Genomic DNA, 23185 nt, shown 5'->3' on the forward strand with positions numbered 1-23185 from the left:
TTCGTGGGCTAGCGACCGAAGCGCTTCGCGATGATCCGCTCCAGCGCGCGAATGGCCTGTCCCTCGCCGCCCATCAGTCCGTGCGGACGATCTGCGGGGTTCCAGGCAAAAATGTCGAAATGCGCCCAGCTTGGCGTTTTCTCGACGAAGCGCTTGAGGAAGAGCGCCGCGGTGATCGATCCGGCAAAGCCATCCGTCGTGACATTGTTGATATCGGCGACCTTCGACGACAGCTTGGCATCGTAGGGGCGCCACAAGGGCATGCGCCACAACGGATCCTCGACCGCGAGCGAAGCCGCTGCCAGGTCGGAAGCCAGGGCCTCGTCGCCGGTGTAGAAGGGCGGCAGGTCGGGGCCAAGCGCAACCCGTGCCGCCCCGGTCAGCGTCGCCATGTCGATCAGCAAGGCCGGCCTTTCCTCGTCGGCAAGCGACAGCGCGTCGGCCAGGACCAGCCGGCCTTCCGCGTCGGTGTTGCCTATCTCGACGGTGATGCCCTTGCGGCTCCGCAGCACGTCGCCTGGCCGAAAGGCGTTGCCGGCGATCGAATTCTCGACGGCCGGGATCAGCACGCGCAGCCTGACGTCCAGTTTCGCCGCCATGATCATGGAGGCGAGCCCCAGCACGTTTGCGGCACCGCCCAGGTCCTTCTTCATCAACAGCATGCCCGACGACGGCTTGATGTCCAGGCCGCCCGTATCGAAGCACACCCCCTTGCCGACCAGCGTCACCTTTGGTGCATCGCCCGGTCCCCATGTCATGTCGATCAGCCGCGGCGCGCCGGTCGAGGCGCGGCCTACGGCATGGATCATCGGAAAATTCCGCGCCAGCAGGTCGTCGCCGGCGATGACGGAGATGTCGGCCCCGTGCGCTGCCGCGAGCGTCCGTGCCGCCTCTTCCAATTCCGCCGGCCCCATGTCGCTGGTCGGCGTGTTGACGAGATCGCGCGCCAGGAAAACACCCTCGGCGATGCGGCGCACATGCGCGCCGTCGGCCCCCGACGGCAGCGCGAAGCGCAACGCCTTGCCGGGCTTCCTGCCGTAGCGGGTAAAGACGTAGCCGCCGAGGACGAGCGCAAGCGCGGCAAGATCCGGCGCGGGCAGATCCTGGTCAAAATGCCATTCGCCCTCGGGCAGCGACCTCGCCAGGACACCGACGGCAAGCAGGCTCTCGCCGTCACCGGTACCGAACAGCGCGCCGGCCAGAGATCCATTCTCGCCGGGCAGGACCAGCGTGCGGCCCGCCTCGCCGGAAAAGCCGTTCGCCCTTGCCCAGGCCACGGCGGAAGGCGGAAGGTCCGTGTCGTCGAGGCCGTCCTTTCCCACCAGATACACTGGCAGGGAGGCTTCCGGTTTCTGATCAACGAGTTCGACAGGCATTCGATGGTCTCCGGCAGGGCATGGCGAGTCGGTTTTTTAACGGTCCGTTAGGGTTAACAGAATATTTCTTCGGGACGGCCAGCCAACGGCCGCACAGGAATGGAGGGCAGGTGCCGATGCCGATCAAAGCGCCGAACGTTACAAACAAGCATCTGATCACCACGGCATTGATGGTAGCGCTGGCGGCCAGCGTAGCGGGCTGCGGCAGCACCAGCAAGTTCACGACGGGCTCCATTTCCCGATCCGACAACAGGCCGCTGGAAACGATGTCGGCCAACGAATTGCACAGCGCGACGGCCAGGCTTGGCGATTCCTATGCCAGGAACCCGAACGACAAACGCATCGCCACGAATTTCGCCGCGGCACTGCAGATGGATGGCGATGCCGATCAATCGCTGGCGGTGATGCGCAAGCTCGCGATCGCCTACCCCAAGGACCGGGACGTGCTCGCCGCTTATGGCAAGGCGCTTGCCGCCAATGGGCAGTTCGAGCAGGCGCTCGATGCCGTGCGCCGCGCGCAGACGCCGGAATATCCGGACTGGCGGCTGGTGTCGGCGGAAGCCGCTATCCTCGACCAGATGGGCCAGCGCGACGAAGCGCGCCAGGATTATCGCAAGGCGCTCGAGCTCAAGCCGAACGAACCTTCCATCCTCTCCAACCTCGGCATGTCCTACGTGCTCGAAGGGGACCTGCGCACGGCGGAAACCTACATGCGCTCGGCAGCGCAGCAGCCGAGCGCCGACAGCCGCGTGCGGCAGAACCTGGCGCTGGTCGTCGGCCTGCAGGGCCGCTTCGACGAGGCCGAGAAGATCGCCTCGCAGGAGCTCTCGCCGGAACAGGCGCAGGCCAACATCGCTTATCTGCGCCAGATGCTTGCCCAGCAGAATGCCTGGAGCCAGCTCAAGGATCAGGACAAGGACAAGGCAAAGGTCGCGACGAACTGACCGCGCGCGACGCAATTGCGGACGGAAAAACCGCTGCACTTTTCCTGAAAAAGCCGCGCGGCATTCCCCGCGCGGCCTTCCTCCATTCGGCTGTGGCTTCTACTGACTGCTGGAACTGTGCTGGTCGCCGAAGATGCCGCGCTGGCTGACCTGGATGCCGGCAGGTCCCAGAATGATGGCGAACAGAACCGGCAGGAAGAACAGGATCATCGGCACGGTAAGCTTCGGCGGAAGTGCTGCGGCCTTCTTCTCGGCCGCGTTCATGCGCATGTCGCGGCTTTCCGAGGCCAGCACGCGCAGCGCATGCGCCACCGGCGTGCCGTAGCGCTCGGCCTGAACCAGGGCCTGGGATACGGACTTCACCGATTCCAGGCCGGTGCGGCTCGCCAGATTTTCATAGGCAACCTTGCGCTCCTGCAGGTAGGAGAGCTCGGCATTGGTAAGCACGAACTCCTCGGCGAGCGCCACCGACTGCGCGCCGATCTCGTCGGCAACCTTGCGCAGCGCCGCTTCCACCGACATGCCGGATTCGACGCAGATCAGCATCAGGTCGAGCGCGTCCGGCCACGCCAGCTGGATCGACTGCTTGCGCTTTGTCGCGCGGTTGTTGACGTAGAGTATCGGCGCGTAGAAGCCGGCATAGGCGACGAGAATGCAGACAAACAGCTTGATGAAGGCCGGCTGCTGCGGCAATCCGCCGAGCACGAAGACATAGATGGCCGCCAGGGCGAAACCGACGAAGGGCAGAACCAGGCGGAAGAACAGAAAGCGCGTCAGCGGATTCTGGCCGCGGAAACCCGCGACCTTGAGCTTTTGCAGCGTGCCTTCATCGGCCAGCGCACGCCTCAGATCCAGCCGGTCGACAATGTTGCGCATGCCGATCGACTGCTCCTCGCGCAGGCCCTTGCGGCGGCGGTCGGCTTCGTTGGCGAGGCGCGCACGCTGCTTGGAGCGCAGCTCGTCACGCTCGAGCGCCACGGTTTTCATGCGCGCCTTGAGCTGATTGCCGCCAAGCGCCGGCATGAGCGTGAAGACGGTCGCAAAAACCGCGATGCCAACCAGGAGCGCGATCAGGAAGGAAGGATCGGTAAGCGTCTTGACGACCTGGTCTGTCATTGGATCCGCGTTCCTACACTTCGAAATTCATCATCTTGCGCATCACCAGGATGCCGATCGACATCCAGACGCCGGAACAGCCGAGGATCAGGTTGCCGACGCTGGTCGTGAACAGCGGCATGATGTAGTTCGGACTCGAAAGATAGACGAGAAAGGCGACGACGAACGGCAAGGCGCCGATGATGACGGCGGATGCCTTCGCTTCCATCGACAGCGCCTGAACCTTGGCCTTCATCTTCTTGCGGTCGCGCAGCACGCGCGAAAGGTTGCCCAGCGCCTCGGAGAGGTTGCCGCCGGCCTGCGACTGGATCTGGATGACGATGCCGAAGAAGCCCGCCTCGGTGCACGGCATGGTCTCGGACATGCGCAAGGTGGCATCGGGGATGGACAGACCCATCTGCTGGGAATCGACAATGCGGCGGAACTCGGCCCGGACGGGCTCGGGAGATTCATTGGCGATCAGGCGGATCGCGTCGTTCAGCGGCAGGCCCGACTTGACCGCGCGCACGATAATGTCGAGGGCATTCGGGAACTCCTCCAGGAAAGCCTTCACCCGGCGCGCGCGGCGAAACGAGACGAACCATCGCGGCAGGCCGAAGGCGCCAGCCAGCAGAGCGCCCGGCAGCGCAAACAGCGGCGCGCCGCCAAGATAGGCAAGGAATGTCAGGACGACGCCGCAGATCACCGAGTAGACGTAGAAGCGCTCGATGGAAACCGTCATGCCGGCCTGGCGGATCTGGGCCCTCAATGGCGGCTTCTTGACGTTGCGGTCGTTGGTTTTCTGCTTTTCATCGAGCTGCTTGAGCGAATCCTGAAGGCTCTTGCGCCGCTTGACCGCCTCCGCCGCCCGGTCGCGCGAGGCCTTCACCACCGACCGGTCGGTCTCGGCCGTCTTGATCGTCTCAAGCCGCTTGCCGGCCTGCTTTTCGTTATCGATGCGCGTCAACAGGAAAGCATAGGCCATCGCGCCGGCGCTGAAGCCGGCGAGCACGACGAAAGCCAGAACCGTGGTGTCAATTCCGAACATCGATCGGGATCCCCAGGACATTTCGCCGTTTCAAAGAAACGGCGAACCGCCCTATTTCTTTGTTTAGACGCAATTCCGGACGGAAAACCGCTTCACACTTTTCCTGGAATTGCTTCACACCTCCAGATGCATCAGTCAGCGCGTTTCTCCATCGCCTCGAGCGCGTTGGCGAGGCGCTGCTCCTCGCCATAGTAGCGGGCGCGATCCCAGAAATGCGGCCGGCCGATGCCGGTGGAGACATGCTCGCCGATCAGACGGCCGTTCGCGTCTTCGCCCTTGATGTTGTAGAGGACGATATCCTGGGTGATGATGACGTCGCCTTCCATGCCGATCACCTCGGTGATGTGGGTGATGCGGCGCGAGCCATCGCGCAGGCGAGCCGCTTGGATGATCACGTCGACCGAGCCGACGACGATCTCGCGCACGGTCCTCTGCGGCAGCGAGTAGCCGCCCATGGCTATCATCGATTCGATACGGTTCAGGCACTCGCGCGGACTGTTGGAGTGGATCGTTCCCATCGAACCGTCATGGCCGGTGTTCATGGCCTGCAGAAGGTCGAACACTTCCGGTCCGCGCACCTCGCCGACGATGATCCGTTCGGGCCGCATGCGCAGGCAGTTCTTGACGAGGTCGCGCATCGTCACCTCGCCTTCGCCCTCGAGATTGGGCGGCCTGGTTTCGAGACGGACTACGTGCGGCTGCTGCAGTTGCAACTCGGCCGAGTCCTCGCAGGTGATGACGCGTTCCTCGCGATCGATGTAGTTGGTCAGGCAGTTGAGCAGCGTCGTCTTGCCCGAGCCGGTACCGCCGGAGATGACGACATTGCAGCGGACGCGGCCGATGATCTTGAGGATCTCCGCGCCCTGCGGCGAGATGGCGCCGAACTTGACCAGCTGGTCGAGCGTCAGCTTGTCCTTCTTGAACTTGCGGATGGTGAGCGCGGTGCCATCGAGGGAGAGCGGCGGCGCGATCACATTGACGCGCGAACCGTCGGGAAGACGCGCGTCGCAAATCGGGCTCGATTCATCGACGCGGCGGCCGACCTGGCTGACGATGCGCTGGCAGATGTTGAGCAGCTGCTGATTGTCGCGAAAGCGGATGCCGGTCTGTTCGACCTTGCCATTGACCTCGATGTAGACGTTCTTGGAGCCGTTGACCATGATATCGGCGATGTCGTCGCGCGCGAGCAACGGCTCCAGCGGCCCATAGCCGAGCACGTCGTTGCAGATGTCCTCGAGCAGCTCTTCCTGCTCGGAGATCGACATCGCGAAGTTCTTGATCGCGATGATGTCGTTGACGATGTCGCGGATTTCCTCGCGCGCGCTTTCGGGATCGAGCTTGGCGAGTTGCGACAGGTCGATCGTGTCGATCAGCGCGGAAAACACCTGACTCTTGGTGTCGTAATAGGTCTCGCTGCGCTCGCGCTGGACCCTCCTTGGCGGCTCGGGCGCCATCGGCGGCGCCTCGACCGGACGGCGGGCGGGCGAGGCAGCAGGCGTGCTGGGCGCCGGCGCGGCCGGCCGATCGACAGCCATCGTCCCGGCCGAAACGGGCGCGGCGGGAGGAGGTGCCGGCGGACGGAATTCGGGAGCTGCCCGGTTGCCGTCGTCTTTGCCTCTTTTACCAAACATGATCGACTACCCGATACGGCCCCATGAGCGTCACTTCTTGTTGCGCGACAGCTTGCCTAGGATGGAACCCAGCCCGGCCTTCTTCTTCGTCTTGATCTCGCTGCGTCCGGTCAGCACATGGGCGATTTCGTTGATCGTGCCGACGACCGGGCTCTTGGCGTCCATCTCGCCAAGCATGCGGCCGTTGTTGGCCGCGTTGCCGAACAGCAGAGGCTCGAAATTGATCACCGCCATGGGCGTGATGCCGAGCGGTTCGGAAAAATCCGAAGCCGCGATCTCCGGCCGCTTCGGAACGCCTGCCTGATTGATGATCAGCTTCGGCGGCGGGTCGTTCGGGCGCAGCCGCTTCAGCACGTCCACCATATTCTTGGTGTTGCGCAGATTGGCGAGTTCGGGCGTGGCCGTGATGACGATCTCATCGGCCTTGATCAGCGTGCTCTTCGACCATCCGCTCCAGATATGAGGGACATCGAGCACGAGCAAAGGCGCGCTGCGCTGCGCCGTTTCGATGATCTGCGCGAAGGCGTCTGCATCGAAATCGTAGACGCGCTCGAGCGTAGAGGGTGCCGCGAGCAGGGACAAATGCTCGGCGCACTGCGCGAGCAGCCGGTCGAGATAGACCTCATCGACCCGCTCGGGCGAAAACACCGCCTCGGCGATACCCTGCGCGGGATCCTGGTCGAAGTTGATGTTGGCGGTGCCGAAAGCGAGGTCGAGATCGGCTACGACGACTTCCGACTTGAACAATGACGACATCGCCCACGCGACGTTGTGAGCGATCGTCGAGGAGCCGACGCCGCCCTTGGCGCCGACGAAGGCGATGGAGCGGCCGATCGGATCGGACTCGGGATCGACGAAGATCGACGATACGACGCTGACGATATCGGTCATCGAGACCGGCGCGATGACATATTCGGAAATGCCGGAGCGGATGAGTTCGCGGTAGAGGCCGACATCGTTGTAGTGGCCGACAACCACGACCTTAGAAGACGGATCGCAATGTTCCGCGAGCTGAGCGAGTTGCTCGAGCAGCTGTTTCGGCTCGCTGCGCGATTCCAGCAGGATCAGGTTGGGTGTCGGTGCCGACTGGTAGAATTCGATCGCGGTGGCGATGCCGCCCATATGAACCTTGAGATGGGCCTTGGCCATGCGGCGATCCTCGCCGGCGCGCTCGATGGGGTTGGCGACGCCCTCGGTCTCGCAGAAGGCCTGGATCGAGATGCGCGGCACCGGACGCAGCGCCTGCATGGCCGCAATGTCCTGCTGCGAAAGATCGCCGGTATCCGAGGGCGTGTCGTAGGCGAGATTGCTCATCGTCATGCTCTTTCCGTCATCGGCGCGGCTCAGTATGTCACTTCCGAATTGCCGAGGAACTCGTTCGAAATGCCTCTCGCGCGATAAAGGTCGATCACCGCGCCGCGATTTTCGGCGTCGATATCGGTCTGCTTGCGCGGCCCGAGCAGATCATTGGGGTTGGCCATCTGAGCGGCAAGGTTGTTCTGATAGGAGCAGCCGAAATCGGCATAGTGCCGGTTTTCCGAGGTCTGCAGCAGGTCGTCCGGCCAGCGCCCGCATTTGTCGGTCTGCGCTCTCACCGCGACGAAGGCGACGCGGATCGGAGCCGAAGCCTCGGGCACGGCCGACTGATAGGACGTCATGACGATCCGGTCGCGCCTGACGCCGGCGGCCGCGGCAACCCTGGCGAAATCTCGACCCGCCACAAGTGCCGCCACTTCGTTGGCGGCCCCTCTCGGGATCGCGATGGTAAGCGATGGGGCGGCGCTCTTGTCATAGCCGCCGAGGAAGCCGAGAAGCGTGTCGCGCTGGGCACCGGTCATGCCGCGATCGCCAGCGCCGACAGGCAGGTCGATCTTCTGGTTCTTCTCGGCGATGACGATGGGATGATTGGTGCGATAGTCGTCCGGTATGGCGCCGACCGTCACGCTGTCGCGGTGCCAGTTGGCGCAGCCGGCGAGCGAGGCCGCAAGCGCGATCGCCAGGGCCGGGACGACAGACCGGCGGATCCGCTCGCGGCCCGATCCTGCCGTCGCGATCGTGATGGCCTTAGATGCTGACTGAGACATGTCCGCCTTCCCGCTCATTTGTAGATGAAGCCGACGACGCCGTGGTAACGGCCCGCCGGCCTATCGGTCTGCATGGTGCCGTAGACGCGATTGACACGGCCAAGGAACATGCCGGCGCCATCGCTCGGCGCATTGAAATTATCGTCGGGCTTCGCCAGTTCGTTGCGCGCCACCGGCCGCGCCAGATAGGGGGTGATGATGATGACGAGCTCGCTCTCGTTGCGCACGAAGTCGCGGCTGCGGAAGAGCGCGCCGAGGACGGGGATCTTGGTGAGCCCGGGCAATCCGTTGACAGCCTGCCTGACATCGTCGCGGACGAGACCCGCGATCATCATCGAGCCGCCGGAAGGCAGTTCCACCGTCGTATCGGCCAGGCGCTTGCGCAGCGACAAGGCGTTCATGCCAGGGCTCCTCCCGCCATCCGAAAGCGAAACCGATGCCTCTGTTGTCGGCTCGGAAACGGCGGTCCTCACCTTCAGGCTGATGCGACCCGGTGACAGCACCACCGGCTGGAACTCCAATCCGATGCCGTATTCGATCTTCTCGAGCGAAAAGGTCTTCAGACCGGTCTGGTTGTCGTTGGAGACGTTGGCGGAAACACCGGTCACCATGTTGTATTCGCCGCCGACCTTGAAGGTCGCTTTCTCACCGGACACAGCGGTGAGCGTGGGCTCCGCCAGCGTCTTCATGACACCGGCCGATTCCATGGCATTGATATAGGCCTGGATCGAGGACGTCCCGAAATTGACGCCCGAATTGGACAGTTGCTTGCCGAGGCCGGTGAAATTGTCACTGAGCGCGCCCCAGGAAATGCCGTTGCTGCCGCCGTTGCCGACCATGTTGACGCCGAGCTGCTTCATCACCGAGCGGCTGACTTCGGCTACCGTCACCTTCAGCGTCACCTGATCGTCGCCGATGATCTGCAGCAGATTTACGATCTTGGAGACACGGCGTTCGGCGTCGGGATTGTTGATGTCGACGCCGCCGTTGGCCGAGCCGCCGGCGGCTGTCTGCGAATACTGGCCGGTTGTCGCTTCACCGCCCGAGACGAAGATGGTGGCCAGGTCGACGGCGCGCTTGGCGTCGAGCGGCGTGTCCACGTCGCCGGTGAGGATCACGTTGTCGTTCAGCAGCTCGACCTTGATCTGCGACGTCGGGAGGAAGCGCTTGAGATAGTCTTCCAGTCCGGCGACGTCGCGTTCGACCGCCAGGTCGAGGCTGGCGATCTGTTCGCCGTTGGGGCCGAAGACGAAGATATTGGTTTCGCCGACCGCCTTGCCGAACAGATAGATGCGGCGCGCCGTGCGCGTGACCGCATCCGCGACCGCCGGATTGGCGACGAGGATGTCGTAGGCGTCGTTCGGCAGATCGATGACCACCGACTTGTTGAGACCGAGCTTGACGCGCTGCGTGGCAACCGAGGCCGTCACGCCTGCCGCCCTGTTCGCGGCCTTGGCCTCGACGAGGCCGGGTGCATTGGCGCCGAGCAGGAACAGGCCGATTGCCGCTGCCGCCATGACGGGCAGTTTACCGTTTAGCCTCATTTCCTTGCTCCCACTTCGGAAACTTCGCCCGACTTGATCAACCGCACCGTGCCGCGCCGGCCGTTGCCGTTCACCAGATAGTCGGCCTCGCCCAGGTTCTTCTCATTCGTGTCCACGATCGGACGCAGTGCCAATGTCAGGCGGTCCGCCATCTGCTGCGCCACCGTGATGATCTCGGCCTGCTGCGGTGTCAGCTCCAGCGTCGCGGTCTGGCCGACCCTGGTCTTCTTGCCCTCCTCGTCCTCCTGGATGGTCTGGTCGATGGCCAGGACGCGGATGTTCTTGAGGATGGTCTCGGTGCTGAAGCCGCTGCCGCCATTGCCGGTATCCGAGCGCCGGGTCATGATGACGTCGACGAAATCATTCGGCAGGATGAAGCCGCCGGCCGACGTGTCTGCCGATATCGCGGTCGCCACGGCGCGCATGCCGGACGGCAGGATCGACGACATGAAGCTCTGCCCTTCGCCGACCAGTTTGGAGCGCCGCAGCGGCTCGCCGGTATACATGGCCACGCGGGCGACCGAACCCTTGAGCTTTTCGAGCGCGTCCGGCTCAGCGGCACGGGTGATGAAATTGGCGTTGACGCCGCTGGCCGGCCACTGCTCCCAGCCGATGTTGTTGTCGAGCTGGCTGCCCATCGCAACGTCGCCGGACAACACCAGCACGTCCTGCAGCGCGATCGCCGGTTCCTTGGGAGCGTCGAGGACGACCTGGGGCGGCGGCGCCGCTACCATGTTCTTTGCGACATAACCCGCGCCGCCCGCCGCGGCCACCGCCACGCCCAGAATAATCAGTCGGGATGCTGGCATTTCGTCCGAACCCTTCGCCTCAAGGCAAACCACCTCGCCAGGCCGGACTTTGCAGCCGCAATCGTCAAAACAAGGTTAATGCAATGCTTACGATCGTGATTAATTTAAGGTTTACTCAAATTAGATGGAACCGCTTGCCGTTAACGAAAAAGGCGGCCACGCCGCCTCGAGAAACCCTCTTGCTCATGGGACAAGCAAAAGCACGCCTCCCGAAAGCGGGAACCGGTTTCGGGACAAAAATATGCGTAAAATCAAAAACCCAAAGCGCACCGGCCGTATCTGAAAGATCGCGATGCACCTTAGGTGGTGAGCCTGTTCAGCGCCCAGACCATCAGCGGAGAATCGGGAAAGGTGATGAGCCCACCGAGCCCAAGCGCGACGCCATAGGGAATGCCCACCCGCTCGTCGGCGAAATGGCGCAGAAAACGGTTGTGGCCGGTGTAGATCGCAAGCGGTGATTTCCGGTACGCCAGAATGGCGATCGTCAGCAGGCCGCCGATCAATGTCGAGGTCACCAGATAGCCGACGAGATTGATGTTGAGCCCCATCCATACGGCGGTCGCCGCCAGGAGCTTGGCATCGCCGCCGCCCATGCCCCCGAGCGCGAACAGGCCGAAGGTCACCGCCAGCACCAGGGAACCGGCCGCCAAGTGCCAACCGTAGGTTGCCCAGTCCATCCCGGTCAACGGAGCCACCACGGCGAACGTCGCCACGAGCAGCACCGGCACGCGGTTGGCAATCGTCATCGACAAGGTGTCGGAGACGGCAGCAAACAGCATGCAGAAGGGAAAGACGACGAAGATCACGGCTACAAGCATGGACGAAGGACCCGCATGGGAATCGACCGCCAGTCTAGGCTCGGCGAATTAACGATTGATGAGACCGGATGTTCAAATCGTCGGGCTGCATAAGAGAAGGGCCGCCCAAAGGCGGCCCCTCGCATTCGAAATGCGCGATCTTATCAACCACCCGACGGGGCGTTGGAAACGGCGTTTGCAATGGCCGTGAACTTGCTGTTCAGGGCGGTGCCAAGCGAGCCGGCGCCGACCATGATGGCGAGCGCGATGAGAGCGGCGATCAGACCATATTCGATGGCGGTCGCGCCGGATTCATCCTTCACAAAACGTGCGATGAGGTTAGACATTCGAGAGCTCCTACTCCACGTGTTACAGCACTTCCGTCAACTTCTCTTGGCGGTTGATCGGATGCTGCGAATCTAGGGAGAAGCCCTTTCAATCGGCTTAATAAATACCCTTACCGATTCCTTTCCGGCGGCGAACCCGTTGCTTGGTTAACCGTGGCCTAAACCTCCAGAAGCAGACCGACGGGCAGAAAAAGGGCGCAGTTCCGGCACACCCGCGACAATGCTAAAACAGCGCATGCTGCTTGGCCTGGGCCTCAAGGCGACCAATCCTTATCGCGCCCACCCAGCGTTTAACCGTTGGTTCACCAATCTCGTTCATGTTCCGTTGAACAGTCTGCCGCCCCGGAGCGCATCGATGACCTTGTCGAGATCATTTTCAGTTGCCGCGCTGGTGGCAATTGCCGCGTTCGTCATGCCAGCCAATGCCGGCGCCGGCATCGAGGTCACCATGAATCAGGCAAAGATCGTCAAGTTGGCGCGCGCGGCCGATACGATCGTCATCGGCAATCCGGCAATCGCCGACGCCTCGGTGCAGGATGCCTCGACGGTCGTTCTCACCGGCAAGGGTTTCGGCGTCACCAATCTGGTCGTGCTCGACTCGGACGGCAGCCCCATCATCGATGAGCAGGTGACGGTCGTCCGGCAGGCCGCGTCTTCGGTGCGCATCTACAGGCGCTCCGAAGTCCAGACCATGTCCTGCACGCCCTATTGCGAGAGCTCGTACAAGACGGACGCCGAGAGAGCTTCCGAAACTGAAATGAACGCCGGCCGCTGAGAGGCCGGCGGTACCCGCGCTGTTAATAGCGGGTTAAAGGTCGGCCAGCGAATTTAGCGCTCTTCCAAACAGGACCTCAATGGGTTGCCGCTATGTTGCCGCCGACATTGCAGGGGGATCGGCAGGAACGGGATATGAGCAAGGATCCGGCATCCGGGGGCGGTAAGGCGCGGGCAAAGCCCCGGCATGGCTTCTTCAGCGACAAGCGTGGCAGCACCGCGATGGAATTCGCGCTGCTGGCCATACCGTTCGCCCTGCTCGTCTTCGCCATCCTCGAAAGCTGTATCTCCTTCGCCGGCCAGGAGGTGATGGCCAACATCACCGACGATGTCGCGCGCCAGTTGCGGACCGGACAGCTCAGGAAGGCAACCGTCACGGAAGACTCGATCAAGCAGCTGATCTGCAGCAGGATGGAGATCATGGTGGCCAAGAATTGCCCCGGACTGCTGGTCGACCTTCGCGAATACCCGACCTTCGCCGACGCCGCCTCGGCCGGCTTCAAGATCGTGGACGGCGACATCGTGCTGACGCAAGGCACGAACTCGACGACTTTCTCGGTTTCTCCCGGGCTGGCGGAAACCAGGAATATGCTGAGGGTTTTCTACAAATGGCCCGTCATGACCGATTTCCTGGCCAAGCAGATGGCCAATCTGAAGGACGGAAAGACACTGCATTTCGCGTCTGTGACCTGGCAGAACGAACCATTCGACGACAACTGAGACTGCTCGCCGGCTGAGACTGTGGCGGCGTGGAGGTAAAAATGTACCGTGCGGGGGCACACCGGGGAATTTCAGCCATCGCTGCAGGGGCTGCGCGGTTTTGCCGTGATCGCAGTGGCGTCGCGGCAATCGAGTTCGCGTTTATCGTGCCGGTGCTGCTCATCATGTATTTCATCACGATGGAGGCCTCGCAGGCGATCGAGACCAGCAAGAAGGTCAGTCGCATCGGCAGCATGGTGGCTGATCTCGTCACGCAGCAGACGGCGGTCCAGAAAGCCGATCTCGATGCGATAATGAAGATCGGCACGTCGACGCTGCAGCCCTACAACCGCTCCACGCCGACGATCATCATTACCGGGGTCCAGATCACCGACGAGGCGTCGCCAAAGGTACAGGTCGCGTGGTCACGCAAGCTGGTGGGCAGCACCTACAGCGCCGACGCGGCGAAGGACAGCATCACCACGGTTCCGACGACGCTGAAGATCCGCAACACCTTCCTTGTCCGTGTGGAAAGCGACCTCGGCTATAAGCCGATCATCACCTGGTCCGCCAACGATTCGAAAGCGCTTGGGTTGACCTCGGCCTTCAACAACATATCGATGGGCGAAACCTACTATCTGAGGCCTCGGCGCGGTCCCACGGTCCCCTGCAGCGACTGCTGACAAGACTATTCCTGGCCGCCCGCTTCCCGCCGCAGGATGGCCAGCGCCGCTGCATAGTCTTTTGATGCGGCGAGCTCGAACCCGCCGGAATGCTCCGACTCCAGGAGATCGTAGACGTCGGGAGTGAGCGACCTGAGATTGGTCAGGAAGACGGCCAGCCTACGCTTCGCTTCGGCATCGAGATCGCTGCGCACGGCATGAGGGCCATATCGCATCGGAGCCGAGGTCCATAGCACCCGAAGCGATGCCTTCGGGACACCGGCGGCCTCGAGCCGAACGATCGTGCCTCCCGTACCGGTGGGCTGGCCATCGGCGCCGACAGGTTCCCAGCCGAACAGGCCGTCGGCTTCGCCGTCGCTGAGCATCGTCTCGGCCGCCGTGGCCGAGACGGCACGGGTCAGGAAGGGTGAATCTTCCGCGATCTTTGCGCCTTCGCCAGCCAGCCCGGTCAGCGGCAGCAGGGAACCGCCGACATTGTCGGCGGGAGCGATCGCGATCCGATGCGAGGCCATGGCGGCGAGGTCCGGCACTTTGCCGTCGCGCGTCACCAGCACGGAACGGATGCCGACGGCTCCATCGGTATCGACCGGAGCCACCAGCGGCTCAACACAGCCGCATCGCTCGGAAGCCGCGGCATAAGCGAGCGCCGAATAGATCGCATATTGGACCCGGCCGCTCGCCTGCGCCTCGATCAGCGCCGCATAGTCGCGGGCCACCACGAACTCCACCTTCATGCCGAGCGCGTTTGTATAGGCATCCGTCAGGCGTGCCAGCCCGGGAACAGTATTGCCGCCACCGGGCTCGGCGACGATGCCGATGCGAAACGTGCCGATGTCGCCGCGCCAGTCGGCGCGCGCGGACGAGGCCGCGCAGAGCACTGCGAAGGCCGCCGCGCACGTCCTCAAAGCCAGGCTTGCCGCGGATCTTTCGCCCTTGCCCATCCTCGCCGTACTCCCGCCGACACTGCGCCCGATTGCTGGACTATGGCGCCAAGCCGGTTGCGGTTCGGTTTCCGATTTGCCAATGCCGCCATGGAACCTTATGTCTGGCTGCCTGGACTGGCAACGACGGCACCCTATGGCGCGGGCTTTCTTATTCGTTCTCGATTCTTTCGGCATAGGCGGAGCAGCCGACGCCGGACGCTACGGCGACACCGGCGCCAACACGTTCGGACATATCGCGCAGGCCTGCGCCGAGGGCCGGGCGGATCGCGAAGGGTTGCGCCGGGGGCCGCTCGCCGTGCCCAACATGGTCTCGCTCGGGCTCGCGCGGGCGGCAGAGACGGCGACAGGGCTGAAGCTCGACCTCGACATGCCGTTGCTTGCCTCGTCCTTCCATGGCGCCGCCCAGGAGGTCTCGAGCGGCAAGGACACGCCTTCGGGCCATTGGGAGATCGCCGGCCTGCCGGTGCGTTTCGACTGGGGCTATTTTCCCGATACCGCGCCGGCCTTCCCGGCCGCGTTGACGGAAGCGATCATCCGCGAAGGTCAGGTGCCGGGCATCCTCGGTGATTGCCATGCGCCCGGAACCGAGATCATCGAGCGCTTCGGCGAGGAGCACATCCGCACCGGCAAGCCGATCTGTTACACCTCAGTGGACTCCGTGTTGCAGATCGCAGCGCACGAGACGCATTTCGGCCTGGAGCGACTTTACGAGCTTTGCCTGACGGTGCGCCGGCTGGTGGATCCGCTGAAGATCGGGCGGGTGATCGCGCGGCCCTTCGTCGGCGAGACGTCAGCCACCTTCCAGCGCACCCACAACCGCCGCGACTATGCCGTGCCGCCGCCGGAGCCGACCTTGCTCGACCGGCTGACGAAACGTGGCAGCAAGGTCATCGCCGTCGGCAAGATCGGCGACATCTTCGCCCATCGCGGCATCTCGGAGGTGCGCAAGGCGGGCGGCAACATGGCGATGTTCGACGAGGCGCTGGGCGCCATGGACGACGCCGGCGAGGGCGATCTGGTCTTTGCCAATTTCGTCGATTTCGACACCGAGTTCGGCCACCGGCGCGATGTCGCCGGCTATGCCGGAGCGCTCGAGGCCTTCGACCGCCGGCTGCCGGAGGCGCTGTCGCGCATCAGGCCGGGTGACCTGCTCATCCTCACCGCCGATCACGGCAATGACCCTACCTGGCGCGGGACCGACCACACGCGGGAACGCGTCCCGGTGATCGGCATCGGGCCGGGGCTGAAGGGCGGCGACATCGGGCTGAGGCCAACCTTCGCCGACATCGGTGAAACCGTCGCCGACCATCTTGGCCTGGCGCCCGGCCGTCACGGCACCTCTTTCCTTGCAACGACAGGCGGCCATGCCTGAACTGCCCGAGGTCGAAACCGTGCGGCGGGGGCTGCAGCCGGTTCTGGAGGGGGCCCGCCTCGTCAACGTCGAGGCGCGCAGGCCCGATCTTCGCTTTCCTTTTCCCGAGCGCTTCTCGGAGCGGCTTACCGGCAAGACCGTGACGGCGCTTGGCCGGCGCGCCAAGTATCTGACGATGCATATCGAAGACGGTCCGGTGCTGATCTGTCATCTCGGCATGTCCGGATCGTTCCGAATCGAAACCGCCGAGGGCAGCGACATCCCCGGCGCCTTTCGCCACGAACGGTCGAAGAGCGCGGCACACGACCATGTCGTGTTCGATGTCGCCTCGCCGAAGGGCGAGCGGTCCCGTGTCATCTTCAACGACCCGCGCCGTTTCGGCTTCATGCTGTTTGCCGAGGGGGCGCCGGACGCGCATCCGATGCTGGCCGGGCTGGGCATCGAGCCGACCGGCAACGCGCTCGACGGCCCCCTGCTCGCCTCGCTGCTCAAGGGCCGCAGATCGCCGCTCAAGGCAGCACTGCTCGACCAGCGGCTGATCGCGGGGCTCGGCAATATATATGTGTCGGAGGCGCTGTGGCGCGCCGGCCTGTCGCCGCTGCGCGAAGCCGGCACCATCGCCGGCTCCGGCAAGAAAGCCAAAGAGCAATGCGAACGCCTGGCCGAAGCGATCCGCTCGGTCATCGCCGATGCGATCGCCGCCGGCGGATCGTCGCTGCGCGACTATGTCCAGGCCGATGGATCGCTCGGCTATTTCCAGCATTCCTTCGCCGTTTACGACCGCGAGGGCGAGTCATGTCCGAAGCCAGGGTGCGGCGGCCATATCGAGCGCATCGTGCAGAGCGGCCGCTCGACATTCTATTGCCGGACCTGTCAGCGGTGAGCTAGACCGGTCTCCTCAACCGAAGCGAGGAGACCACGCCATGACCTATGAAACCATTCTCGCGGAGACACGCGGCAAGGTCGGGCTGATCACGCTGAACCGGCCGAAGGCGCTCAACGCGCTGAATTCGCAGGTGATGACGGAAGTCGTAGCCGCGGTGAATGCGTTCAACGCCGATGCCGGCATCGGCGCGATGGTCCTTACGGGTTCGGAAAAGGCCTTCGCCGCCGGCGCCGACATCAAGGAAATGCAGGCGATCGCCTTCGTGGACGCCTATACCCAAGACTTCTTCGTCGGCTGGGAAGAGCTCACGCGTGCCCGCAAGCCGATCATCGCGGCGGTGGCCGGCTACGCGCTGGGCGGCGGCTGCGAACTGGCCATGATGTGCGATTTCATCATCGCCGCCGACAATGCGAAGTTCGGCCAACCCGAAATTACGCTCGGCGTCATGCCGGGCATGGGCGGATCGCAGCGGCTGACCCGCTTCGTCGGCAAGTCGAAGGCGATGGATATGTGCCTGACCGGACGGATGATGGACGCCGCCGAAGCCGAACGCTGCGGGCTGGTGTCGCGGGTCGTGCCGGCCGGCGAACTGGTCGAGGAAGCGATGAAGGCGGCGGCGAAGATCGCTGATTTTTCACTGCCATCGGTGATGATGACCAAGGAAGCCGTCAACCGGTCCTATGAGACGACGCTTGCCGAAGGCCTGCGCTTCGAGCGCCGCCTGTTCCATTCGCTGTTCGCGCTCGACGACCAGAAGGAAGGCATGGCCGCCTTCGTCGAGAAGCGGAAGCCGAACTTCACCAACCGCTAGGTGTTGCCAAAAAGACCGCGACGCGGCGTTGACGCGCCGGAAAAGCTGAACTATAAGCCGCACCAACCGAGGCGGCCCCGTGGCTGCCCGTTTGTTTTTTGCGCCCTGCGGCACCCCGCTGGCGCCCACCAGATCAGAAGAGAGGCATCATGGCCAATACGTCTTCGGCCAAAAAGGCAACGCGCAAGATCGCCCGCCGCGCGGCGATCAACAAGAACCGCCGCTCGCGCGTCCGCACCTATGTCCGCCAGGTCGAAGAGGCGCTCGCCGCCGGCGACAAGGCCGCGGCGCTGGAAGCCTTCAAGGCCGCGGAGCCGGAATTGATGCGTGCCGCCACCAAGGGCGTCATCCACAAGAACACGGCGTCCCGCAAGGTTTCGCGCCTGGCCCAGCGCGTCAAGGTGCTGTCGGCCTGACCGACTTCCATTCGGAACCGTTATCTTTGAACCCGGCCGCGCAGGCCGGGTTTTTTCGTTTGCCGGCAAGTACTTAAAAAGAACGTCCGCGTAACGACGTCCGGTCCGAATTTCAAAGTTGCGAATATTTTGCCGGCATATACATAATCGCTGATATCTTCGCCTGCCGGATACAGGCATGGCCGCAAATTGGCCTGTCACAAATTCTGCTTATTTTTCAAAAGATTACGGATGGTCATCCACAGCTTGTTCAACGCGCGCAGGAGCGGCGGGGGACAAGTAGCTGTCAAGCGAATTATTTCAGAAAATTTCGTATCGGCCGGCCTTTTTCATATTCGCCGGAAAAGGGTTTGAATCACAATGGCTTTGTCAAAAGCTGTCCCAACGGCACCTGCTTCGAACGCGTCTCCGCTAACCAGATTCGTTAAAAATCGGTTAGACGTGGCCTTGCCCTATCCACAGCGATTTCGGTAATGTCCATCCATCGAAGGGACGGGCATTCAGCCCCTGACCCAGCCTGAATCGGCCACCAAAAAATGGCGGAATTCATGACGTGGAGTAATTCCGCGTGCGGCTTGGTTTGTCTCTTCGGTGGGTAGGGGACTGGCGTAATTGTACATCGCAGTCGACGTTGGGCCGGCGTTTTCGCCGGACGGCGTTGTATTGCCTTGGCATGATCAAGCCGGCTGGCAAGAGCCGGCATCGGTCCCTTGCGCAACGTTGCGACAAGATCGCCGGCGGCGGCGATGGAGATGCAGCGAAAACGTCGCCGGACCAGAGGGTGCAGGAGGCGCACTCCCGGCGGGAAAAAGGGTACGAGAAGACAAGGAACGTTGATCATGCAGAGCGGCATCGAAAGGGAGATAGCGAGCGAACTCCCATTCCCTACAACCTTCGTCGGAGGGGACGGCATGGCGGCATCCAGCGACGCTGAACAGAAGTTCGAGCGGGTCAAGGCCCAGCTTAAGGCGCGTCTGGGAGCCGAGGTCTATTCGAGCTGGTTTGGCCGCATGAAGGTTGCCGAGGCTTCGCGCGGCATTGTCCGTATTTCCGTGCCCACGGCCTTCCTGCGGTCGTGGATCAACGGCCACTATCTCGACCTTATTGCCGAACTTTGGAGGCATGAGGATGCCGACGTTCTCAAGATCGAGATCGTCGTGCGGACCGCCACGCGCCAAGGCCGCAACAATGTCGAGCCGGAGATCGCGCCGGCGCGCAAGATGACCAAACAGACGCAGACCGTGCTCGCCGCCGGCACCGCAAGCAACGGCCGGGTGGAGCGGGCGCCGGCGCCTCGCCAGGGCGGCGCGCCGGTGGAGACCGAGTTCCGCCACAATGTGCTGGGGTCACCACTCGACCCGCGCTACACTTTCGCCTCGTTCATCGAAGGACCCTCGAACCGGGTCGCCTTCGCGGCCGCCAAGGCGGTGGCGGAATCGCAGTCGAGCGCCGTGCGCTTCAACCCGCTCTTCCTTCACGCGACCGTCGGACTGGGCAAGACGCACCTTTTGCAGGCGATCGCGGCGGAATCGCTGCGGCACAACCCGAAATCGCGCGTGGTCTATCTAACGGCGGAATATTTCATGTGGCGCTTCGCCACCGCCATCCGCGACAACAATGCGCTCACCCTCAAAGAGCAATTGCGCGATATCGATCTTCTGATCATCGACGACATGCAGTTCCTGCAGGGCAAGTCGATCCAGCATGAGTTCTGCCACCTGATCAACATGCTGCTCGACAGCGCCAAGCAGGTGGTGGTCGCCGCCGACCGGCCGCCGTCGGAACTGGAATCGCTGGAGCCGCGCGTGCGTTCGCGCCTCAATGGCGGCGTGGCGCTCGAAATGTCGGCGCCGGATTTCGCCATGCGCCTCGGCATGCTGAAGCTGCGCCTCGCCACCGCCAAGGTCGACGATGCCTCGCTCGACATTTCGGACGATATCCTCGATCACGTCGCGCGCACGGTGACAGGCAGCGGACGCGAGCTCGAAGGCGCCTTCAACCAGCTTCTGTTCCGCCAGTCCTTCGAGCCGCAGATCACCATCGACCGCATCGACGAGATCCTCGGCCACATCTACCGCTCGGGCGAGCCAAAGCGGGTGCGCATCGAGGACATCCAGCGCATCGTGGCGCGCCACTACAACGTGTCGAAGACGGAGCTGCTGTCCAACCGGCGCACGCGCACCATCGTCAAGCCGCGGCAGGTGGCAATGTATCTGTCGAAGGTGATGACGCCGCGCTCGCTGCCGGAAATCGGGCGGCGTTTCGGCGGCCGCGACCACACGACGGTGCTCCATGCCGTGCGCAAGATCGAGGATCTTTCCGGTGCCGACAACACGCTGGCGCAGGAGCTCGAACTGCTCCGAAGGCTGATCAACGAGCAGGCCTGAGCGGTCCGAAAAAGGGGCGGCGGCGCAGTTCGCCGGCTTTATCCCCAGAAAGCCCGCGCAACCGGCCGGAACCGGTGTCGCGGGCTTGCGTTTGCAGGCTTTTTACTGTCAGCTTACACAGATTCTGAGCTTTTCGGAGCTGTCGCGGGATGCCACCCCTTGGTGCCCCGCCCATTCATTGAAGCGAGCCTGTTTCGTCATGCGTGTTATCCTGGAACGGTCCAATCTCCTGAAGTCCCTCAACCACGTTCATCGCGTGGTGGAGCGGCGCAACACCATACCGATCCTGTCGAATGTGCTGCTCAGCGCAGAAGGCGCGAGCCTCGAGATGAAAGCGACCGACCTCGACCTCGAGGTGACGGAAGCCACGCCCGCCAAGGTCGAGCGCGGCGGCGCGACGACGGTCCCGGCGCATCTGCTCTACGACATCGTGCGCAAGCTCGCCGACGGCGCCGAGGTCATGCTGAAGACCGACGAGGACGGCAATGCGATGACGGTCACGTCAGGCCGCTCCAGCTTCCGCCTGCAGTGCCTGCCGCAGTCCGATTTCCCGGAACTTTCGGCCGGCTCCTTCTCGCACATCTTCCGGCTCGACTCGGCGGCGCTCAAAGGCCTGATCGAGAAGACCCAGTTCGCCATCTCGACCGAAGAGACGCGCTACTATCTCAACGGCATCTTCCTGCACACGCATGAGGTGGGCGGCAAGCTGAAGCTGCGCTCGGTCGCGACCGACGGGCACCGCCTGGCGCGCGCCGAAATCGACGCGCCGGCAGGCTCCGAAGGCATGCCCGGCATCATCATCCCGCGCAAGACGGTGAGCGAGCTGCAGAAGCTGGTCGACGACCCGGATGTGGCGGTGACGACGGAGCTGTCGGACACCAAGATCCGCTTCACCATCGGCAGCGTCATCCTGACTTCGAAGCTGATCGACGGCACCTTCCCCGACTATCAGCGCGTCATCCCGACCGGCAACGACAAGAAGCTGATCATCGACCGCCAGAGCTTCGCCGCCGCCGTCGACCGCGTCTCGACCATTTCGTCGGAGCGCGGCCGGGCAGTGAAAATGTCGATCAACGACGGCCAGCTCACGCTCGCCGTCAACAATCCGGATTCGGGCAGCGCCACCGAGGAGCTGGCGGCCGACTATTCGTCCGATCCGATCGAGATCGGCTTCAACGCCAAATATCTGCTCGACGTCGCCGCCCAACTCACCGGTTCGGAGGCGAAGTTCATGCTGGCGGATGCCGGGTCGCCGACGCTGATCCACGACATGGCCGACGAGACCGCGCTCTATGTGCTGATGCCGATGCGGGTGTAGCGCATCGGGTTTCGCGCCGGCTGGCGATGGAATGATGATTGCGGCGGCTTGCACGGGCGGACAGCGGTTGCCGGAACAGACCCATATAAGTAAGCTAACACTTACAAACTTCCGCAACTATGCGGGACTTTCGCTCGAGCTCGACCCTGGCGCCGTGGTGCTGTCCGGCGACAATGGCGCCGGCAAGACCAATCTGCTCGAAGCCATCTCGCTGCTGACGCCCGGACGCGGGCTGCGCCGCGCGCCCTATGCCGACGTGGCGCGCGAAGGCGGCGATGGCGGCTTTGCCCTGCATGCCCGGATCGAGGGGCCGGAAGGCCAGGTCGAAATCGGCACCGGCGTTTCCGGTGCAGATGCCACCGGAGAAGGCGGCAGACGCGTTCGCATCAACGGCGCGCCGGCGAAGTCGGCTGACGATATGCTGGAGTGGCTGCGGGTCGTCTGGCTGACGCCGGCGATGGACGGGCTGTTTCCAGGGCCGGCCGCCGACCGCCGCCGCTTCCTCGACCGTCTTGTGCTCGCGATCGATCCAAACCATGGCCAGCGGGCCCTCGACTACGAAAAGGCGATGCGCGACCGTAACCGCCTGCTTACCGAAGGATCGCGCGACAGCGCCTGGTTCGACGCGATCGAGACACAGATGGCCGAAACCGGGGTGGCGATCGCCGCGGCACGGGCGGAACTGGTGCGGCTGCTTGCCGCCATGATCGACAGGCTGCCCGGCAGCGGCCCGTTTCCGCAAGCCGACATCAGCCTGTCCGGCGAATTGGAGGGTGGGATCGCCGTCGCGCCGGCGGTCGATGTCGAGGAGCGTTTCCGCGCGATGCTCGCCAATGGCCGCGAGCGCGACCGCGCCGCCGGTCGCACGCTCGACGGTCCGCATCGCTCGGACCTCGTGGTGCGTCACCGGCCGAAGTCGATGCCGGCCGAATTGTGCTCGACCGGCGAGCAGAAGGCGCTTTTGGTCGGCATCGTGCTGTCGCATGCGAGGCTGACCGGCGAGATGTCAGGTCTGACGCCCGTCCTTTTGCTCGACGAGATCGCCGCGCATCTCGACAGCGGACGGCGTGCCGCCTTGTTCTCCATCCTCGAGGAGCTGAACTGCCAGGCCTTCATGACCGGCACCGACGCCGCGCTGTTTTCCAGCCTCGCCGGACGCGCGCAGTTCCTGACGGTCGACCACGGCAGTGTCGGGCCGACCGGCTAACCTTTTGAGGAAC

Annotated in this window: 22 protein-coding genes; 11 read left to right on the top strand and 11 right to left on the bottom strand. The window is 63.6% G+C overall.

Annotated elements, in window-relative coordinates; translation table 11 throughout:
• Window positions 1–8: 8 nt before the first annotated feature.
• A complete protein-coding gene (locus tag EJ070_RS04945) occupies window positions 9–1376 on the bottom strand; it encodes a leucyl aminopeptidase family protein (protein ID WP_126090316.1) in 1368 nt (455 codons plus the stop codon).
• Between the two features lie 116 nt (window positions 1377–1492).
• On the opposite strand from EJ070_RS04945, the gene EJ070_RS04950 reads away from it, so the two are divergent.
• Window positions 1493–2320 (top strand): tetratricopeptide repeat protein, encoded by an 828-nt coding sequence (locus tag EJ070_RS04950; RefSeq protein ID WP_126090317.1) that lies wholly within the window; start codon window positions 1493–1495, stop codon window positions 2318–2320.
• Between the two features lie 99 nt (window positions 2321–2419).
• On the opposite strand, the gene EJ070_RS04955 is transcribed toward EJ070_RS04950, so the two are convergent.
• The 9 genes from EJ070_RS04955 to EJ070_RS04995 all read right to left on the bottom strand — a co-directional run bounded on the left by EJ070_RS04955 (window position 2420) and on the right by EJ070_RS04995 (window position 11675).
• Window positions 2420–3436 (bottom strand): type II secretion system F family protein, encoded by a 1017-nt coding sequence (locus EJ070_RS04955; RefSeq protein ID WP_126090318.1) that lies wholly within the window; start codon window positions 3434–3436, stop codon window positions 2420–2422.
• A 13-nt stretch (window positions 3437–3449) separates the two neighbouring features.
• Window positions 3450–4463: a type II secretion system F family protein gene (locus tag EJ070_RS04960; RefSeq protein ID WP_126090319.1), complete on the bottom strand. Its 1014-nt coding sequence runs from the start codon at window positions 4461–4463 to the stop codon at window positions 3450–3452.
• Between the two features lie 131 nt (window positions 4464–4594).
• Window positions 4595–6094: a CpaF family protein gene (locus tag EJ070_RS04965; protein WP_126090320.1), complete on the bottom strand. Its 1500-nt coding sequence runs from the start codon at window positions 6092–6094 to the stop codon at window positions 4595–4597.
• Between the two features lie 30 nt (window positions 6095–6124).
• The gene (locus EJ070_RS04970) at window positions 6125–7408 is read right to left on the bottom strand and encodes a CpaE family protein (RefSeq protein ID WP_189350593.1); all 1284 of its coding nucleotides are present in this window, start codon (window positions 7406–7408) and stop codon (window positions 6125–6127) included.
• Between the two features lie 29 nt (window positions 7409–7437).
• Window positions 7438–8178 (bottom strand): CpaD family pilus assembly protein, encoded by a 741-nt coding sequence (locus tag EJ070_RS04975; RefSeq protein WP_126090322.1) that lies wholly within the window; start codon window positions 8176–8178, stop codon window positions 7438–7440.
• A gap of 14 nt (window positions 8179–8192) precedes the next feature.
• Window positions 8193–9722 (bottom strand): type II and III secretion system protein family protein, encoded by a 1530-nt coding sequence (locus EJ070_RS04980; RefSeq protein ID WP_126090323.1) that lies wholly within the window; start codon window positions 9720–9722, stop codon window positions 8193–8195.
• The gene (gene cpaB / locus EJ070_RS04985; RefSeq protein WP_126090324.1) at window positions 9719–10531 is read right to left on the bottom strand and encodes a Flp pilus assembly protein CpaB; all 813 of its coding nucleotides are present in this window, start codon (window positions 10529–10531) and stop codon (window positions 9719–9721) included. Before cpaB ends, EJ070_RS04980 begins: the two co-directional genes overlap by 4 nt.
• Before the next feature lie 299 nt (window positions 10532–10830).
• A complete protein-coding gene (locus EJ070_RS04990; RefSeq protein ID WP_126090325.1) occupies window positions 10831–11349 on the bottom strand; it encodes a prepilin peptidase in 519 nt (172 codons plus the stop codon).
• Between the two features lie 143 nt (window positions 11350–11492).
• A complete protein-coding gene (locus EJ070_RS04995; protein ID WP_126090326.1) occupies window positions 11493–11675 on the bottom strand; it encodes a Flp family type IVb pilin in 183 nt (60 codons plus the stop codon).
• Window positions 11676–12030: 355 nt separating this feature from the next.
• Here EJ070_RS04995 and EJ070_RS05000 point away from each other — a divergent pair, with 355 nt between their 5' ends.
• The 3 genes from EJ070_RS05000 to EJ070_RS05010 all read left to right on the top strand — a co-directional run bounded on the left by EJ070_RS05000 (window position 12031) and on the right by EJ070_RS05010 (window position 13831).
• Window positions 12031–12450 (top strand): pilus assembly protein N-terminal domain-containing protein, encoded by a 420-nt coding sequence (locus tag EJ070_RS05000; protein WP_126090327.1) that lies wholly within the window; start codon window positions 12031–12033, stop codon window positions 12448–12450.
• Between the two features lie 134 nt (window positions 12451–12584).
• The gene (locus EJ070_RS05005) at window positions 12585–13169 is read left to right on the top strand and encodes a TadE/TadG family type IV pilus assembly protein (protein WP_126090328.1); all 585 of its coding nucleotides are present in this window, start codon (window positions 12585–12587) and stop codon (window positions 13167–13169) included.
• A gap of 41 nt (window positions 13170–13210) precedes the next feature.
• Window positions 13211–13831, top strand: coding sequence for a TadE/TadG family type IV pilus assembly protein (locus EJ070_RS05010; RefSeq protein ID WP_126090329.1), 621 nt, complete (start codon window positions 13211–13213; stop codon window positions 13829–13831).
• 5 nt (window positions 13832–13836) lie between these two features.
• Here the strand turns inward: EJ070_RS05010 and EJ070_RS05015 are convergent, their stop codons facing one another.
• On the bottom strand, window positions 13837–14772 hold the full coding sequence (locus EJ070_RS05015) for a PhnD/SsuA/transferrin family substrate-binding protein (protein WP_126090330.1): 936 nt from the start codon (window positions 14770–14772) through the stop codon (window positions 13837–13839).
• 136 nt (window positions 14773–14908) lie between these two features.
• Here EJ070_RS05015 and EJ070_RS05020 point away from each other — a divergent pair, with 136 nt between their 5' ends.
• The 7 genes from EJ070_RS05020 to recF all read left to right on the top strand — a co-directional run bounded on the left by EJ070_RS05020 (window position 14909) and on the right by recF (window position 23172).
• On the top strand, window positions 14909–16147 hold the full coding sequence (locus EJ070_RS05020) for a phosphopentomutase (protein ID WP_126090331.1): 1239 nt from the start codon (window positions 14909–14911) through the stop codon (window positions 16145–16147).
• Complete coding sequence (mutM, locus tag EJ070_RS05025; RefSeq protein WP_126090332.1) at window positions 16140–17030, top strand: bifunctional DNA-formamidopyrimidine glycosylase/DNA-(apurinic or apyrimidinic site) lyase; 891 nt, start codon at window positions 16140–16142, stop codon at window positions 17028–17030. The genes EJ070_RS05020 and mutM overlap by 8 nt, the downstream gene beginning before the upstream one ends.
• A 40-nt stretch (window positions 17031–17070) precedes the next feature.
• A complete protein-coding gene (locus tag EJ070_RS05030) occupies window positions 17071–17844 on the top strand; it encodes an enoyl-CoA hydratase (RefSeq protein WP_126090333.1) in 774 nt (257 codons plus the stop codon).
• Between the two features lie 149 nt (window positions 17845–17993).
• A complete protein-coding gene (rpsT, locus tag EJ070_RS05035; RefSeq protein ID WP_124996039.1) occupies window positions 17994–18260 on the top strand; it encodes a 30S ribosomal protein S20 in 267 nt (88 codons plus the stop codon).
• A 911-nt stretch (window positions 18261–19171) separates the two neighbouring features.
• Entirely contained in the window at window positions 19172–20647 is a 1476-nt protein-coding gene (dnaA, locus tag EJ070_RS05040; RefSeq protein WP_245464820.1) for a chromosomal replication initiator protein DnaA, read from the top strand.
• 199 nt (window positions 20648–20846) lie between these two features.
• On the top strand, window positions 20847–21965 hold the full coding sequence (gene dnaN / locus EJ070_RS05045; protein ID WP_126090335.1) for a DNA polymerase III subunit beta: 1119 nt from the start codon (window positions 20847–20849) through the stop codon (window positions 21963–21965).
• 67 nt (window positions 21966–22032) lie between these two features.
• Window positions 22033–23172, top strand: a complete 1140-nt coding sequence (gene recF, locus EJ070_RS05050; RefSeq protein ID WP_126090336.1) for a DNA replication/repair protein RecF — start codon at window positions 22033–22035, stop codon at window positions 23170–23172.
• Window positions 23173–23185 lie beyond the last annotated feature (13 nt).

This window comes from Mesorhizobium sp. M1E.F.Ca.ET.045.02.1.1 (assembly GCF_003952485.1).
Taxonomy (GTDB): domain Bacteria; phylum Pseudomonadota; class Alphaproteobacteria; order Rhizobiales; family Rhizobiaceae; genus Mesorhizobium.